We start from the raw sequence: 16670 nt of genomic DNA, 5'->3' as shown, positions 1-16670 counted from the left end.
ATGCTCTCAGGTTTATTTTCACACTCCGCGGCCGGTGCCGCGGATTTTTCACATCTGGAACAGGCCAGCGTCGAGTTTCGTCATGTGGACAAACGCTACGGTGACCATCAGGTTTTAAACGATATTAACCTCACCATCACGCCCGGAGAAGTGGTTGCCATCCTCGGCCCTTCAGGCTCCGGTAAATCCACCCTGATCCGTCTTATCAACCAGCTTGAAACCCTGAGCGGCGGGGAGATTCTGGTCGACAACAAGCCTACCGGAAAGCTCTCCGGTACCGGGCTGCGTCAGCTGCGAAGCCGCGTGGGGTTTGTGTTCCAGCAGTTCAATCTCTATGCCCATCTCACCGCCAGCCAGAACATCACCCTGGCACTGGAGCACGTTCACGGCTGGAAGCCGCATCCTGCTCAGGAGCGCGCGCTGGCCCTGCTGGAGAAAGTCGGGATGCTGGAAAAAGCCCACCATTACCCGGCGGAGCTTTCCGGCGGGCAGCAGCAGCGCGTGGCGATAGCCCGCGCCCTCGCCTCTTCACCGCAAATCATTCTGTTCGATGAACCCACCTCCGCGCTGGATCCGGAGATGATTGGTGAAGTGCTGTTCGTGATGAAAGCCCTCGCCCACAGCGGGATCACGATGATCGTGGTAACCCATGAGATGCAGTTTGCCCGGGAAATCGCCGACCGGATTGTCTTTATCGACGGCGGGCAAATTATGGAAACCGCGCCGCCGGCGCAGTTTTTCAGCCAGCCAGCGCATCCGCGCGCGCAGCGCTTCCTGCAAAAGGTGCTCAACCCGCTGCATCAGGAGCATCTGTAATGCCCGCGCTCGACTGGCAGGGGGTACTGACCGGACAGCCTCTGCAGTGGATACTCTCCGGATTCCTCACCACCCTGTGGGTGACGCTGGCGGGGATCGCGCTGGCCAGCCTGCTCGCACTGCTCTTTATGCTCCTGCGCCTGTCCGGCGGACGCGTCGGGAAAGCGATCGTCAGCGGCTGGGTATCACTCTTTCGCAATACCCCGCTGCTGGTGCAGCTACTGTTCTGGTATTTTGCCTCCTGGAACGGGCTGCCGCAGGCGTTTCGCGAAGCGGTCAACGCCGATCACAGCTGGTCGATTCTGCCCGGCGACGTCTGGTGGTTTACGCCCGAATTTTTATGCTCTGCCTGGGGGCTGGGCGTTTTTACCTCGGCGTTTTTAATCGAAGAGGTGGAAGCAGGATTGCGTTCCGTGCCCGCCGGGCAGCGGGAGGCGGCGCTCGCCCAGGGATTCTCCGCGTGGCGCTTGTTTCGCTTCATCCTTCTGCCGCAGGGCCTGGCCAACGCCTGGCAGCCCGTTGTGGGCCAGTATCTCAATCTGATGAAGCTCTCCTCGCTCGCCAGCGGGATTGGCTTCGCCGAGCTCACCTATCAGGTCAGGCAGATCGAAAGCTATAACGCGCACGCGCTGGAGGCGTTTACCCTCGGTACCGTGCTCTATCTGCTGACCGGCCTGGCCATGGGGATGGTGCTGGTACGCCTTGGGCCACAGGCGAAACGTAAACGCCCGAACGTCGTCATCGCAGGGAGTGAAAAACATGATTGCCGGACTTAATGTCATCACCGATAACCTCGATTATCTGCTGTGGGGACGCGCGGCAACGGGTGAACCGGGAGGCGTACTGCTTTCGTTAATGATGGCAGCAGGCGCTGCGGTTATCGCTCTGCCCGGAGGGATACTGCTCGCGTGCCTGGCCTGGCGCTTTACCGGGCTCGTGCGAAAAGTCCTCTTTTTATGGGCAGAGCTGATTCGCGGTATCCCGCTTATCTTCGTGATTTTCTGGATGTGGTATCTCCTGCCGCTCATCACCGGAGGCGATCTGCCCGGGGCGCTGACCGTCATGCTGGCACTGGCCTGGTTTACGGCGGCCACCGTGATGCACTCGGTGCTGGCCGGGCTGAGCGCACTGCCGACCGGGCAGTATGAGGCCGCGCTGTCTCAGGGCTTCAGCACCCAACAAACCCTGTTGCACGTGCTGCTGCCGCAGGCGCTGAGGAATATTCTACCGTCGCTGGTGGGGATTTTTATCAGCCTGCTGAAGGATACGTCGCTGGCGTTTATCGTGAACGTCCCTGAACTGACCACGGTGGCGGGACAGGTCAACAACCGGGTGCAAATCTACCCGGCGGCCATTTTTATCTTTACGGGCGTGGTTTACTACCTGCTCTGCTGCTCGCTCGAGCAGCTTGCGAAGCGCTGGCGCCTTACCCGGCCAGCGCTTTAACCACCGTTTCCATTGCTTCGGTTGTCAATTCACTGCGTTTAACGCGCTGGTTCGCCAGCGCGGTACGCAGTACCCCGGCAATGACAATATGCTTTGGCTCCTGCCCTAAATCACGCATCTCGAGCACCACCTTTCCGACCACCCGGCACATCTCCTGGTACAGCGCTTCATCTTTGGTCACGTTACCCATCGTCATCACTCCATTGCCTTTTAAACGTTGAGCTTAAATGATTCTCCAGCCGGATACAAAAAAGAAGCCCGGCGAGAGACTCGCCGGGCTTCATCAGCAAAATCAGTAAATTAGTTGTTTACAGGAATAACCGCGCCTTTGTACTTGGTGCGGATCCAGTCCTGAATCTCTTTCGAGTGCAGCACGTTCACCAGCGCGACGATATCTTTCTTCTTCTCGTCACCGCGGTGTACGGTAATGATGTTGGCGTACGGGTTGTTTTCACCGCTCTCTACCGCAATCGGGTCGTGAACCGGATCCAGACCGGCGTCAATCGCGTAGTTGGCGTTGATCACCACCGCATCGCCTTCGTTGTTGTTGTACATCTGCGGCAGCAGAGACGCTTCAACGTTAGGCGTGAACTTCAGCTTTTTCGGGTTCTCGACGATGTCGCTGATGCGCGCGGTCACTTTATCGATGCCCGGCTTCAGCTTGATCACGCCCTCTTTCTCGAAGATGGAAAGAATACGCCCCTCTTCAGAAACCGCGTCACGCATGATGATCTTGCCGCCTTCCGGCAGGTCTTTCAGCGACTTGTATTTTTTGGAGTAGATGCCGATTGGCTCAATGTGGATCGCGCCCGCACTGACAAAATCGTAGTCCTTATCGCCCGCATGATCTTTCAGCACGCTGTTCAGGTAAGGAATATGCTGGAAATAGTTCGCGTCGATGTCATGACCCGCCAGCGCGGTATTCGGCAGAATGTAATCCTGGAACGGTTTAATCTCCAGGTCGATACCCTGCTTCGCCAGAATCGGCTTTGCCTGCTCCAGAATTTCCGCATGCGGCGTGTTGGATGCACCCACGGTCAGGGTGTCGGCCCAGGAGGCGAAGCTCAGGGCGCTCAGGGTTGCAGCGGCGATCAGTGTCAGTGTCTTTTTCATGATGTGGTTCCTGTGTGTATTTATTAGCGTTTATCTAACAGTGAAGTAATGACATCGCCACAGAACTGGATAATGAAAACGATGATCAGAATGGTCACCGTTGCCACCAGCGTGACGTCACCATGGTTGCGCTGGAATCCTTCCAGATAAGCCAGATTTCCCAAACCACCGGCGCCAATCACCCCCGCCATTGCGCTGTAGCTCACCAGCGCAATCAGCGTCACCGTAATACCTGATACCAGTGCGGGTGATGATTCCGGCAGTAAAACCCGAAACACGAGCGTGCTCAGTCGTGCGCCCATCGAGCGCGTCGCTTCAATCACGCCTTTATCCACTTCACGCAGGGCGATCTCCACCAGGCGTGCGTAGAACGGTGCGGCACCCACTATCAGGGCCGGCAGCGCCGCGTTGGCGCCAAGAATGGTGCCGACGACGGTCTTGGTGAACGGGATCAGCAGCACAATCAAAATGATGAACGGAATCGAGCGGAACACGTTCACCACAATCGAAATCACGCTGTAGACCGTGCGGTTATGGAACAGACCGCCGCGCGCGGTTAAAAACAGCGCCAGACCCAGCACGATGCCCAGCACAAAGGTCGCCACGCCGGACAGCGCGGTCATGTACAGCGTCTCAAGCGTCGCCGCCCAGAGCTGATCCCACTTGAGATGCGGAAAGAGATTCTCAGCCATGTTTAATCACCTCGCCTTCAATATCGCTGTGCTGCAGGTCGGCGAGGATATTGTTCAGTTGTTCGTCAGATGCCACGACGTGCACCCAGAGTTGACCAAACACGCCGTGAGCGGTTTGGGTCATTTTTCCGTGCAGGATGTTAAACGGCAGGCCGTAGCGCAGCGTCAGTTCGCCCACAATCGGCTTATGCGTGCTGTGCCCGGTAAAGGTCAGCCTGATGACCGTCCCTTCCAGATCGTTTGCCAGTTCGGTATTGAACGTTTCTTCTTCAGCGTACTGGCTCACTTGACGCACAAACTGCTGCGTAATCGGCTGCTGCGGATGGGTAAAGACGCTCAGCACGTCTCCCTCTTCCACCACCTTACCGTTCTCCATTACCGCCACGCGGTCGCAGATTTTGCGCACCACGTGCATCTCGTGGGTGATCAGCACGATGGTCAGCTTAAAGCGGCGGTTAATATCCAGCAGCAGATCGAGGATCTGATCGGTGGTCTGCGGGTCAAGCGCGGAGGTGGCTTCATCGCAGAGCAGCACATCCGGGCGATTAGCCAGCGCACGCGCAATACCCACGCGCTGCTTTTGACCACCGCTCAGCTGCGACGGATAGGCATGCTCGCGGCCTTTCAGGCCAACGAGTTCAATAAGCTCGGCCACGCGGGCCTTAATTTCGGCTTTCGGTACGCCGGCAATTTGCATCGAGAACGCAATATTCTCGCTGACCGTGCGCGACCACAGCAGGTTAAAGTGCTGAAACACCATGCTGATCTTCAGACGCGCCTGGCGCAGCGCTTCACCTTTTGCGGCAGAAATGTTCTGCCCGTTGATGGTTACGCTGCCGCTGCTCGGTTTTTCCAGCCCGTTGAGCAGGCGGATAAGCGTACTTTTACCTGCGCCGCTGTAACCAATGATCCCGTATATCTGTCCCTGTGCTATCGTCAAATTGACGTTATCAACGGCTGTGAGTGCCACCTTTCCGTTGTCAAAAACTTTCGAAATATTGCTCAGTACAATCATTCTTATTCATTATCCGTGCCGCCCGTGGCGGTTTAGCAGTATGGATGTCCAAACGATAGTAAACAGCCGTTACCCGCTTTTAAATGAACAAAAAAGAATGTGTTATAACTTTCCGAAATAAACAGCGGATTTACCGGGTGGGAAGCATTTAGACCAATTTCAGCAATGATTATCTGCCGGATGCATATCTGCTGGCGGACGGGCGCAAAAAACGGTCATTTTTGCAGCATTTTATCCCGATATAGCCATCCTCACATCCAGACAACTTTACGTCTTGCTGTCCTGCCATCCAGAAATGGCATTTATATTCCTTTCTGTTCTAAACGGCAGTGAATGGTTCTTTATTGAGAAAATTTCACCGCCCTATCATCCCGTCATGACATCCAGAAAGGAAAACATCATGACGATTTATCACTCCGTCACCGAACTGATTGGTCGTACCCCGCTGATCCAGCTGCATAAGCTTGATACCGGTCCCTGCTCGCTCTTTCTGAAGCTGGAAAACCAGAACCCGGGCGGTTCGATTAAGGATCGCGTTGCGCTGTCGATGATTAACGAAGCGGAACGTACCGGTAAGCTGAAGCCTGGCGGCACGATAATTGAGGCTACGGCGGGCAATACCGGCCTCGGTCTGGCCCTGATCGCCGCCCAGAAAGGCTACTCGCTGATCCTGGTGGTGCCGGACAAAATGAGCCGCGAGAAGATTTTCCACCTGCGCGCGCTGGGTGCCCAGGTGGTGCTGACCCGCTCCGACGTCAATAAGGGCCACCCGGCCTATTACCAGGATTACGCCCAGCGCCTGGCCAGTGAGCTGCCCGGCGCGTTTTACATCGACCAGTTCAACAACGAAGCCAACCCGCTGGCGCACCGCACCACCACGGCGCCGGAACTGTATGAACAGCTTGACGGCCGGATCGACGCCATCGTCGTGGGCGTCGGCTCAGGCGGCACGCTGGGCGGCCTGCAGGCGTGGTTCGCCGAGCACTCTCCGCATACTGAATTTGTCCTGGCAGACCCGGCCGGATCCGTTCTGGCCGACCAGGTGGAAACCGGACGCTACCACGACGCGGGCTCCTGGCTGGTTGAGGGAATTGGTGAAGACTTTATTCCGCCGCTGGCCCACATTGAAGGGGTGAATCGCGCCTGGCGCATCACCGACCGCGAAGCCTTCACCACCGCGCGCGAGCTGCTGAAAACGGAGGGCATTCTGGCGGGTTCCTCCAGCGGCACGCTGCTGGCGGCCGCGCTGAAGTATTGCCAGGCGCAGACCACGCCGAAGCGCGTGGTGACCTTCGCCTGCGACAGCGGCAATAAATATCTCTCGAAGATGTTCAACGACGACTGGATGCGACAGCAGGGGCTCATCACGCGTCCTCAGGCCGGCGACCTCTCTGACTACATCGCCCTGCGCCACGATGAAGGCGCCACCGTTACCGCGGCCCCGGACGACACGCTTTCCACCGTTCTGGCACGCATGCGTCTGTATGACATCTCCCAGCTGCCGGTGCTGGAGAACGGCAAGGTGGTCGGCATTATCGACGAGTGGGATCTCCTGCGGCATATCGGCGGCGACGGCGATCGCTTCGCGCTGCCGGTGACGGCAGCCATGACGCGTCAGGTGGAGTTTCTTGATAAACACGCCCCGGAAAGCTCCCTGCACGCCATCTTCGACCGCGGCCTGGTGGCCGTCATTAATGACAACGACCGTTTTCTCGGTCTGATTACGCGCAGCGACGTTCTGACCGCCTGGCGCAACCGTCTTCAGCAATAAAGGAACAGATGATGAAAAACCTGGCTACCCTGAGCGTCCACAGCGGCGAGTTCAACGACCAGCACGGCGCCGTCATGCCGCCGATTTACGCCACCTCGACGTTTGCGCAACCGTCACCCGGCGAGCATACCGGCTATGAGTATTCGCGCAGCGGCAACCCTACCCGCCACGCGCTGGAAACCGCGATCGCCGAACTGGAGGGCGGCGCGCGCGGCTACGCCTTCGCCTCCGGTCTGGCGGCCATCTCCACGGTGCTCGAACTGCTGGATAAAGACAGCCATATCGTTGCCATTGATGACGTTTACGGCGGGACGTACCGCCTGATCGAAAACGTGCGCAAGCGCAGCACCGGCCTGCAGGTCAGCTGGGTTAAACCGGACGACCTCGCCGGGCTCGAGGCCGCCATCCGCCCGGATACCCGCATGGTGTGGGTCGAAACGCCAACCAATCCGCTGCTGAAGCTGGCGGATCTGGCGGCCATCGCGGCAATCGCCCGTCGTCATAACGTCATCAGCGTGGCGGATAACACCTTCGCGTCGCCGGTGATCCACCGTCCGCTGGAGTCGGGTTTCGATATCGTGGTGCACTCCGCCACCAAATACCTTAACGGCCACTCTGACGTGGTCGCCGGGCTGGCGATTGTCGGGGATAACAAGGAACTGGCGGACAAGCTGGGCTATCTGCAAAACGCGGTGGGCGGCGTTCTGGATCCGTTCAGCAGTTTCCTGACGCTGCGCGGTATTCGCACGCTCGCGCTGAGGGTCGAAAAGCACAGCACCAACGCGCTGGCGATTGCGCAATGGCTGGAGCAACACCCTCTGGTCGAAAAGGTGTTCTATCCCGGCCTGGAGTCGCATCCGCAATATCAGCTTGCCCGCACCCAGATGGCCCTGCCCGGTGGCATGATTTCCGTCGTGGTAAAAGGCGATGCGCAACGCGCCGCCGAGGTGATTCGCAACCTGAAGTTGTTCACCCTCGCGGAGAGCCTGGGCGGCGTGGAAAGTCTGGTGAGCCAGCCTTACAGCATGACCCACGCGTCGATTCCGCTCGAGCAACGCCTGGCAAACGGCATTGTGCCGCAGCTGATCCGCCTGTCAGTCGGGATTGAAGATCCCAAAGACCTGATTGCCGACCTCAGCCAGGCGCTGCAAAAATAAGCAAAATGCGGCAGGTCCCTCACCTGCCGCCACAAGTTGTCATCATGGCTTAACGCATTGATAACAATATTATGTGAAACTGCACAGATTATTTCTGAAACACCGTTTCCATTTTCCTTTTATCTTCAAATCAGCGTATAATGCGCGCCTAATCCCTGGTGAATGGTTTCAGCGCTTGGAATACAAAAAACAACGTACAACTTCTCCTCTCCTTCGTTGGGCTGTCACTCAGGCACACTTTCTTCTGCACGCTCATTTGATGTCTCCTATCCTTAGTGCGTGTCATATACTCTTTTGCAACACAGGTTTGACTCCGCGGCGGTGCGCCCCCGGAGCGAGATTTCCATATCCTTCCCAACTTAAAGACTAAGACTGTCATGAAAAAGACGAAAATTGTTTGTACTATCGGCCCGAAAACCGAATCTGAAGAGATGCTGAGCAAAATGCTGGATGCCGGCATGAACGTGATGCGTCTGAACTTCTCCCACGGTGACTACGCAGAACACGGTCAGCGTATCCAGAACTTGCGCAACGTGATGAGCAAGACCGGTAAAAAAGCCGCGATCCTGCTGGATACCAAAGGTCCAGAAATCCGTACTATCAAACTGGAAGGCGGTAACGATGTCTCTCTGAAAGCAGGCCAGACCTTCACCTTCACCACCGACAAATCCGTTGTCGGCAACAGCGAAATCGTTGCAGTGACCTATGAAGGCTTCACCAACGACCTGTCCGTCGGTAACACCGTGCTGGTAGACGATGGTCTGATCGGTATGGAAGTCACCGCGATCGAAGGCAACAAGGTTATCTGTAAAGTGCTGAACAACGGCGACCTGGGCGAAAACAAAGGCGTTAACCTGCCAGGCGTCTCTATCGCACTGCCAGCGCTGGCTGAAAAAGACAAACAGGACCTGATCTTCGGTTGCGAACAAGGCGTTGACTTTGTTGCGGCATCCTTCATCCGTAAGCGTTCTGACGTAGTTGAAATTCGTGAGCACCTGAAAGCGCACGGCGGCGAGAAGATCCAGATCATCTCCAAAATTGAAAACCAGGAAGGCCTGAACAACTTCGACGAAATCCTCGAAGCGTCTGACGGCATCATGGTTGCACGTGGCGACCTGGGTGTAGAAATCCCGGTTGAAGAAGTGATCTTCGCGCAGAAGATGATGATCGAGAAATGTGTTCGCGCGCGTAAAGTGGTTATCACCGCAACGCAGATGCTGGACTCCATGATCAAAAACCCACGCCCAACCCGCGCAGAAGCAGGCGACGTGGCAAACGCCATCCTCGACGGTACTGATGCGGTTATGCTGTCCGGCGAATCCGCGAAGGGTAAATACCCGCTGGAAGCGGTGACCATCATGGCTACCATCTGCGAACGTACCGACCGCGTAATGAAAAGCCGTCTGGACTACAACAACGACAGCCGCAAGCTGCGCATCACCGAAGCGGTTTGCCGCGGTGCGGTAGAAACGGCTGAGAAACTGGAAGCACCACTGATCGTGGTTGCCACCCAGGGTGGTAAATCAGCTCGCGCGGTGCGTAAATACTTCCCGGATGCAACTATCCTGGCGCTGACTACCAACGAAACCACGGCTCGTCAGCTGGTGCTGAGCAAAGGCGTGATCCCTCACCTGGTGAAAGAGATCGCGTCTACGGATGATTTCTACCGTCTGGGTAAAGAAGTAGCTCTGGAGCTGGTGGATCGCGGTCTGGCACAGAAAGGTGACGTTGTGGTCATGGTTTCTGGCGCACTGGTACCAAGCGGCACAACCAATACCGCATCTGTTCACGTGCTGTAATAATTCCCGAACCAATTAATTTGGATAAAAAGCGCCCTCCGGGCGCTTTTTTTATTCCTCGTATTAGCCAAAGTCATTCAAAATGCAAATCGGGTTTTTCTATTTAATTGCGATTTATCTAAGATGAATCCGATGATAAATGCCTTTTTTTCCTTAGATTTTTGCCCGAAAAGGGCTGATTCGATGCTTCTTTGAGCGAACGATCAAAAATAGGTGTATTCCCATCAAAAAAATATTCTCAACCCAAAAAACTTTGTGTAATACTTGTAACGCTACATGGAGATTAACTCAATCTAGAGGGTATTAATAATGAATCGTACTAAACTGGTACTGGGCGCGGTAATCCTGGGTTCTACTCTGCTGGCTGGTTGCTCCAGCAACGCTAAAATCGATCAGCTGTCTTCTGACGTTCAGACTCTGAACGCTAAAGTTGACCAGCTGAGCAACGACGTGAACGCAATGCGTTCCGACGTTCAGGCTGCTAAAGACGACGCAGCTCGCGCTAACCAGCGTCTGGACAACCAGGCTACTAAATACCGTAAGTAATAGTACCTGTTAATAAAATGGCGCACATTGTGCGCCATTTTTTTTGCCTGAGTCAAACGGCTACTGCGTCACCTTCTCCACTTCATCTTCCGCTACCGCAGCAGACACCCGGCTGTTCTGCACCGACAATACGCTATTGCTGGCTGAAGGACCGCTCCCTGACGACACGATAACCGGGATGCCCGCACGACGTGCCAGGGCTTTCTCAATCAGCGCCTTATCGCTTCCCGCCTGAGAAACAAAAGTCGCAAAGTCCGCGGAATGGGCAATTGGCGAGACCTGCGGATTTTCCCCCTCAACCTGCGCCAGCGGACGGTGGACCTCAATATAGCGTTTACCGTCCGGCTCCACGGAGAACTTCACGGGTTCATTAATAATCTGTACCCGCGTGCCAACCCGCACCTGTTCGAACAGCGCTTTGATATCCGGGGCGTTCATCCGCATACAACCGGAGCTGACCCGCAGGCCCACGCTGTCCGGCGCGCTGGTGCCGTGGATGAGATATTCCCCGTTGCCCACGCCTAAACGCAGTGCAAAGCGCCCCAGCGGGTTGTTTGGCCCGGCAGGTACCACCGGAGGCAATTTAATGCCCTGCTCCAGAGAGCGTGCTCTGATGCCCGGCGTGGGTGTCCAGGTGGGATTCGGGATCTTCTGGCTCACCCGCGTGGTCGTCACCGGCGTTTCCAGCCCCAGCTGTCCGATGCCGAGCGGGAAGACCTGAACAATGTTTTCTCCCGGCGGGAAGTAGTAGAGCCGAAGCTCTGCGAGATTCACCACAATCCCCTCGCGCGGCGTGTCCGGCAACAGCATTTGCGACGGAATGGTAATGACGGTTCCCGGCGCAGGGTTAACCGGCGCAATGGTATTGTTGGTTTCCAGGATCACCTGCGCCGCCGTATTAAACCGACGGGCGATGGTCTGCAGCTTATTATCCCCTTCCTGTATCGTGTAGGTTTGATTTTGCCCAATCAGACGACTGCCCGCGGGCGGCAACGGATAGTCCATCGCGCGGGCCGAATTAAGGGCACCGAGCGAACTGAGGAGTAATAGAGTTATGAGAGACGCGCGCTTCATGCTGAGATTCCTTATTCACTGGCAGGACGCCAGAAAGCTGAAAAACCAGCGAGGCGGGAACCACCTCGCGAAACAGAATGAATGCTGTTCTGTAAGTCTAGCTAAGGATTGCAGCTTTGGCGCGGATCGCGCGAATCATCGCTTCCAGTCCCTGGGAGCGTGACGGGGTGAGGTGTTGGGTCAGGGCCATTTTTTCAAACCACGGGCGGACGTCAAACGCAACAATATCCTGCGCCGACATCCGGTGGTAAAGAATAAAGACGACCGCAATAAGCCCTTTTACAATGGCCGCATCGCTGTCGCCGTGCAGTGCTATCGTGCCGTCGTCAGACTGCTCCATCACAATCCACACCTGACTCTGACAGCCCTGAATACTGTTTTCCGGGTTATGCGCCTCTTCACCGAGCGGCGGCAGACGCTGCCCCAGCTCGATGATATAAAGGTACTTCTCTTCCCAGTTTGCGCAACGCCCAAAGTTGCGCAGCAATTTGTCTCTGTCCGGCAGTTCTGCCATCGTTTGCCTCTCCGTTAGCCCAGCAGCTGGTGTATGCGCTTAAGCCCCGCCACCAGCCTGTCGACCTCTTCCGTCGTGTTGTACATCACCAGCGACGCGCGGCACATTGCCGGCACCTGGTAAAACGCCATCAGCGGCATGGCGCAGTGGTGCCCGGTGCGGACAGCCACGCCGTAGTTATCAAGGAAACTGCCCACGTCATAGGCGTGGTGTTTCCCGAGATTGAACGCGATCACCCCTTGCCGGTCGACAGGCCCGTAGAGGGTCAAATCCGGCACGCTGGCAAGCTCCGCAAGCGCATAGTGCATCAGCAGCCGTTCATACTCCTGAATGGCATCAAGACCGATGGCAGAGACGTAAGAGACCGCCGCCCCCAGACCGATAATCCCACCGGTGTTGGGCGTGCCCGCTTCAAAACGCCACGGCGCGCGCGCGTAGGTCGTGCCTTCCGTCAGGCTGACGGTGGCGATCATCGACCCGCCCCCTTCCCACGGCGGCATCGCCTGCAGAATGTCTTCTTTTACATACAGCACGCCTATCCCGGTCGGCCCATAGAGCTTGTGGCCTGAAAAGACGTAGAAATCACAGTCCAGCGCCTGAACGTCAACCGCGTGGTGCATCACCGCCTGGGCGCCGTCAATCAGGACTTTTGCGCCCACCTGACGGGCTTTTTCGACAATCGCTGCCACCGGGTTTTCAGTCCCGAGCACGTTGGAGACCTGGGTGACCGCCACCAGCCGCGTTTTATCGTCTAGCAGTGCGTCTAGCTGCTCGAGCTGCAGCGTCCCATCGGCGTTCAACGGGATCACCCGCAGCTGCGCACCAACGCGCTCGCAGAGCATCTGCCACGGCACGATATTGGCGTGATGCTCCATCTGGGTGATGATGATGTTATCCCCCGCGTGGACCTGTGCGTTGCCCCAGCTGTTAGCGACAAGGTTGATCCCTTCGGTGGTTCCGCGCACGAAGACCAGCTCTTCCGGCGAACGTGCATTGAGGAAGGCGGCAAGCTGCGTGCGTACGTTTTCCATCCGCTGGGTCGCCTCGGCGCTCAGGGTATGAATACCGCGATGCACGGCGGCATAGCCATGGCGATAAAACTCGGCTTCGGCATCCACCACCTGATTCGGCTTCTGCGCGCTGGCCGCGCTGTCCATATAGGCCAGAGGAAGACCGTTCACTTCACGGGTCAGAACCGGGAAATCTGCCCGTACTTTCTCTACGGGAAAACTCATGCTTCGCCTCCAGGCAGACGCTGACCGATACGCGCCAGCACCTGCTGTTTTAACTGACCATCGTGCAGCGCTTCCGTCAGTTCGGCGGCAAACGCATAGATAATCATTTTCTGCGCCGCCTGCTTGCCGATGCCGCGGGAACGCAGGTAGAACATCTGTTCGTCGTCGATTCGCCCGACCGTCGCACCGTGGCTGCACTTCACGTCGTCGGCGTAGATCTCCAGCTGCGGTTTGGTGTTCACCTCCGCCAGTCGGCCCAACAGCAGATTGTTGTTGGTCATCTGCCCGTCGGTTTTAATGGCGTGCTGCGCCACGTTAATCAGACCGTTAAACACCGCTCGCCCTTTATCACTCACGATGGTTTTGTGCAGCTGGCGGCTGTTGCAGTAGCCTTTGTTGTGCTCCAGCCACGTGCGCGTGTCGCACACCTCAGATTTAACCGGCATCGCCAGGCTGTTGATACGCAGCGTGGTGTTTTCACCGTTAAGCTGCGTGCTGGTATTGTGGCGCAGCACCGACCCGCCGAGCAGGAAGCTATGGCTGTACGCCGCCGCATCCTGGCCCAGGACAATGTCGTTATGGGCAAAGTGGTGGCTCTGCGCATTCTCAAACGCCAGCTTGATATGGTGTAGCTGGGCATTGGCCGCCACGTTCATCGTCAGACGCGACCCGGTAAAATGGCGCGTCTCGTTGAGGCTGACGTAATGTTCAATCACCGTGGCCTCAGCCCCCTCCGCCAGCTCAAGATGATGGCGATAGTGCGCGGTGTTGATTTCGTCGCCGCCCAGCCCCTGGGTGATGTGCATCAGCAGCAGCGGCTTTGCCGGACGCTGGTTACGCTTCACGCCGATATGCGTCACGCTGCGGGCCAGGCTCTCGGTCAGGTGCAGGAAAACCTCAGGCTGAACCGGGGCGCTCAGTGGCTGGCGATCGTCGTTTATCTCAATCTCAAATCCGCTCCCCTGAAGGGCGTCGCTCAGTTCCGGACGGAACTCACCGTCGACAAAAACCAGGCGCACGGCATCCACGTTTACGGCCAGCGCGTCACGCTGCGCCGGGGTGATATCCGCCAGACGGGTCACAAACTCGGCGTTTAGCAGGCCATCGAGCGGAGTATATTTCCAGTTCTCATGCTTACGCGTCGGCAGACCAAGACGCAGCATCTGCTGCAGATGCTGCTGCGCCTGCGCCGAGCGCGTGCCGCCCTGGGCTTCAAACAGCCGGTGCCACTGCTGGAGCGCATTACTGCTGTTCGGTAAGCCAGCCATAGCCCTGCTCCTCCAGTTGTTTAACCAGCGTGAAATCACCGGATTTGACAATACGCCCCTGATAAAGCACGTGAACGTAATCCGGCTTGATGTAGTCCAGAATGCGCTGATAGTGGGTGACGATGATGAATGAACGCTTGCCGTCGCGCAGGGAGTTGACGCCGTCAGCGACAATCTTCAGGGCGTCGATGTCCAGACCGGAGTCGGTCTCATCCAGAATGCACAGCTCGGGCTCCAGAACGGCCATCTGCAGAATGTCATTACGCTTTTTCTCGCCGCCGGAAAAACCGACGTTCACCGAGCGGGTGAGCAAATCTTCCGGCATTTTCAGCAGCTTGATTTTCTCTTCCATTAAATCCTGGAAGTCGAAGCGATCGAGCGCCTCCAGGCCGCGATACTTGCGCACCGCATTCAGCGCCGTCTGCAGGAAGAACTGGTTGCTGACGCCCGGAATTTCGACCGGGTACTGGAAGGCCATGAAGATGCCCTCTCCCGCGCGATCTTCCGGTGACATTTCCAGCAGATCTTTGCCGTTGAACTCGACCGAGCCGTGGGTTACCTCATAATCTTCGCGGCCCGCCAGCGTCGCGGAAAGCGTACTTTTCCCGGAACCATTCGGCCCCATGATGGCGTGAACTTCACCCGGCTTGACGTCAAAATTGAGGCCACGCAGGATGGCTTTGTCTTCTACGCTGACCTGTAAATCTTTAATGCTTAACATGTGCTTTCCTTAACCGACGCTGTGTTCAAGACTAATGGCGAGGAGTTTCTGGGCTTCAACGGCAAATTCCAGCGGCAGTTCAGAGAACACATCCTTACAGAAGCCGTTAACGATCATCGAGATGGCGTCTTCTTCGCTGATCCCGCGCTGCAGGCAGTAGAAGAGCTGATCTTCCCCAATGCGTGACGTCGTCGCCTCGTGCTCAAGCTGGGCCGTATTGTTACGGCACTCAACGTACGGGAAGGTGTGCGCCCCGCAGTCTGCGCCGATCAGCATCGAATCACACTGGGTAAAGTTTCGCGCATTGGTGGCCGTCGGCATGATTTTCACCAGCCCGCGATAGCTGTTCTGGCTGTGCCCGGCAGAGATCCCTTTCGAGATGATGGTCGACCTGGTGTTTTTACCAATGTGGATCATCTTGGTGCCGGTATCGGCCTGCTGGTGGCCGCTGGTCAGCGCCACGGAGTAAAACTCACCGATGGAGTTATCCCCGCGCAGAATGCAGCTCGGGTATTTCCAGGTGATGGCCGAGCCGGTTTCAGACTGGGTCCACGACATCTTGCTGTTTTCGCCTTCGCACAGCGCGCGCTTGGTGACGAAGTTCAGGATACCGCCGGTATTGCCGTCGCCCGGGAACCAGTTTTGCACCGTGGAGTATTTCACCTCGGCATCTTTATGGATGATGACCTCCACCACCGCCGCGTGCAGCTGGTAGCTGTCGCGAACCGGGGCGGAGCACCCTTCGATATAGCTGACGTAGCTGCCTTCATCCGCGACCAGAATCGTGCGTTCGAACTGGCCGGTTTTTTCGGCATTGATGCGGAAATAGGTGGAAAGCTCCATCGGACAGCGCACGCCTTTCGGTACATAGATAAAGGTGCCGTCCGAGGCCACCGCCGCGTTAAGAGCCGCAAAGAAGTTATCGTTTGAAGGCACCACGGTCCCAATGTACTTTTTCACCAGTTCTGGATGATCGTGAATCGCTTCGCCGAAGGAGCAGAAAATGATCCCCTGCTCTGCCAGCTTCTCGCGGTAGGTGGTGGCCACCGAGACGGAGTCGAAAATGGCGTCCACCGCCACCTCTTTCCCCTCACGCACGGGCACGCCAAGCTGGTTAAAGGCCTCTTCCACCTCTTTGCTGAGGAAGCTGTTTTCAGCGCCAGTTTGCTGCACCGCGCCGGGCTGCGAGGCGCAGGTATCGTCACAGCTGCCGCAGGAGGGCGCAGAATAGTAGCTGTAATCCTGATAGTTCAGCTTGTCGTAGTGCGCTTTCAGCCAGTGCGGCTCTTCCATCTCCAGCCAGGCGCGGAAGGCGCTCAGGCGGAACTCCAGCATCCACTCGGGCTCGTTACGTTTCGCCGAGATCGCCCGCACGACATCTTCGTTAATGCCTTTCGCCAGCTCATCTGTCTGGAGCTGGGTGAAGAACCCCTCTTTATAGTTGAGGTGCCCACCGCTCCAGGTATTTACATCACTCGTTGCTTCAGTATTACGAGACATAGT

General features: G+C 56.9%; 17 protein-coding genes. 7 read left to right on the top strand and 10 right to left on the bottom strand.

Going from position 1 to position 16670, the window contains the following annotated elements; genetic code table 11:
* Genes AB3N39_RS08820 through AB3N39_RS08810 form a run of 3 tightly spaced genes read left to right on the top strand, consistent with a single transcriptional unit; the run spans position 1 to position 2262 of the window.
* Positions 1-816 carry an amino acid ABC transporter ATP-binding protein gene (locus AB3N39_RS08820; RefSeq protein ID WP_133294235.1) on the top strand — a complete coding sequence of 272 codons (816 nt, stop codon included), beginning with the start codon at positions 1-3 and terminating at the stop codon, positions 814-816.
* The gene (locus tag AB3N39_RS08815; RefSeq protein ID WP_367897221.1) at positions 816-1592 is read left to right on the top strand and encodes an amino acid ABC transporter permease; all 777 of its coding nucleotides are present in this window, start codon (positions 816-818) and stop codon (positions 1590-1592) included. Before AB3N39_RS08820 ends, AB3N39_RS08815 begins: the two co-directional genes overlap by 1 nt.
* The gene (locus AB3N39_RS08810) at positions 1576-2262 is read left to right on the top strand and encodes an amino acid ABC transporter permease (protein WP_367897220.1); all 687 of its coding nucleotides are present in this window, start codon (positions 1576-1578) and stop codon (positions 2260-2262) included. Before AB3N39_RS08815 ends, AB3N39_RS08810 begins: the two co-directional genes overlap by 17 nt.
* On the opposite strand, the gene fumD is transcribed toward AB3N39_RS08810, so the two are convergent.
* The 4 genes from fumD to AB3N39_RS08790 form a co-directional block, all read right to left on the bottom strand.
* Positions 2243-2452 (bottom strand): fumarate hydratase FumD, encoded by a 210-nt coding sequence (fumD, locus tag AB3N39_RS08805; RefSeq protein ID WP_008500615.1) that lies wholly within the window; start codon positions 2450-2452, stop codon positions 2243-2245. The two genes, AB3N39_RS08810 and fumD, sit on opposite strands and share 20 nt — an antisense overlap.
* A gap of 110 nt (positions 2453-2562) precedes the next feature.
* Entirely contained in the window at positions 2563-3375 is an 813-nt protein-coding gene (locus tag AB3N39_RS08800) for a MetQ/NlpA family ABC transporter substrate-binding protein (protein WP_008500616.1), read from the bottom strand.
* Positions 3376-3398: 23 nt separating this feature from the next.
* Positions 3399-4067: a methionine ABC transporter permease gene (locus AB3N39_RS08795; protein WP_008500617.1), complete on the bottom strand. Its 669-nt coding sequence runs from the start codon at positions 4065-4067 to the stop codon at positions 3399-3401.
* On the bottom strand, positions 4060-5082 hold the full coding sequence (locus AB3N39_RS08790; protein WP_045910313.1) for a methionine ABC transporter ATP-binding protein: 1023 nt from the start codon (positions 5080-5082) through the stop codon (positions 4060-4062). Before AB3N39_RS08790 ends, AB3N39_RS08795 begins: the two co-directional genes overlap by 8 nt.
* Positions 5083-5482: 400 nt before the next feature.
* Here AB3N39_RS08790 and AB3N39_RS08785 point away from each other — a divergent pair, with 400 nt between their 5' ends.
* The 4 genes from AB3N39_RS08785 (at position 5483) to lpp (ending at position 10355) form a co-directional block, all read left to right on the top strand.
* The gene (locus AB3N39_RS08785; RefSeq protein WP_367897219.1) at positions 5483-6853 is read left to right on the top strand and encodes a pyridoxal-phosphate dependent enzyme; all 1371 of its coding nucleotides are present in this window, start codon (positions 5483-5485) and stop codon (positions 6851-6853) included.
* A gap of 11 nt (positions 6854-6864) precedes the next feature.
* Complete coding sequence (locus AB3N39_RS08780) at positions 6865-8010, top strand: PLP-dependent aspartate aminotransferase family protein (protein ID WP_127732769.1); 1146 nt, start codon at positions 6865-6867, stop codon at positions 8008-8010.
* Positions 8011-8387: 377 nt separating this feature from the next.
* Positions 8388-9809 carry a pyruvate kinase PykF gene (pykF, locus tag AB3N39_RS08775; protein ID WP_367897218.1) on the top strand — a complete coding sequence of 474 codons (1422 nt, stop codon included), beginning with the start codon at positions 8388-8390 and terminating at the stop codon, positions 9807-9809.
* 309 nt (positions 9810-10118) lie between these two features.
* A complete protein-coding gene (gene lpp / locus AB3N39_RS08770) occupies positions 10119-10355 on the top strand; it encodes a murein lipoprotein Lpp (protein WP_001082307.1) in 237 nt (78 codons plus the stop codon).
* Between the two features lie 60 nt (positions 10356-10415).
* Here lpp and AB3N39_RS08765 read toward each other — a convergent pair whose 3' ends face one another.
* The 6 genes from AB3N39_RS08765 to sufB all read right to left on the bottom strand — a co-directional run bounded on the left by AB3N39_RS08765 (position 10416) and on the right by sufB (position 16667).
* The gene (locus AB3N39_RS08765; RefSeq protein WP_248173622.1) at positions 10416-11429 is read right to left on the bottom strand and encodes a L,D-transpeptidase family protein; all 1014 of its coding nucleotides are present in this window, start codon (positions 11427-11429) and stop codon (positions 10416-10418) included.
* Positions 11430-11526: 97 nt separating this feature from the next.
* On the bottom strand, positions 11527-11943 hold the full coding sequence (gene sufE, locus AB3N39_RS08760) for a cysteine desulfuration protein SufE (protein ID WP_023311331.1): 417 nt from the start codon (positions 11941-11943) through the stop codon (positions 11527-11529).
* Positions 11944-11957: 14 nt separating this feature from the next.
* Positions 11958-13178, bottom strand: coding sequence for a cysteine desulfurase SufS (gene sufS / locus AB3N39_RS08755; RefSeq protein WP_367897217.1), 1221 nt, complete (start codon positions 13176-13178; stop codon positions 11958-11960).
* Positions 13175-14446, bottom strand: coding sequence for a Fe-S cluster assembly protein SufD (gene sufD / locus AB3N39_RS08750; protein ID WP_367897216.1), 1272 nt, complete (start codon positions 14444-14446; stop codon positions 13175-13177). The genes sufS and sufD overlap by 4 nt, the downstream gene beginning before the upstream one ends.
* Positions 14421-15167: a Fe-S cluster assembly ATPase SufC gene (gene sufC, locus AB3N39_RS08745; RefSeq protein WP_014831592.1), complete on the bottom strand. Its 747-nt coding sequence runs from the start codon at positions 15165-15167 to the stop codon at positions 14421-14423. Before sufC ends, sufD begins: the two co-directional genes overlap by 26 nt.
* 9 nt (positions 15168-15176) lie before the next feature.
* Positions 15177-16667 (bottom strand): Fe-S cluster assembly protein SufB, encoded by a 1491-nt coding sequence (gene sufB / locus AB3N39_RS08740; RefSeq protein ID WP_023311328.1) that lies wholly within the window; start codon positions 16665-16667, stop codon positions 15177-15179.
* Positions 16668-16670 lie beyond the last annotated feature (3 nt).

Source organism: Enterobacter vonholyi, assembly GCF_040834095.1.
Taxonomy (GTDB): domain Bacteria; phylum Pseudomonadota; class Gammaproteobacteria; order Enterobacterales; family Enterobacteriaceae; genus Enterobacter; species Enterobacter vonholyi.
Note: the sequence above shows the minus strand (reverse complement) of the source record. Positions and strands in the feature narration are given on the sequence as shown.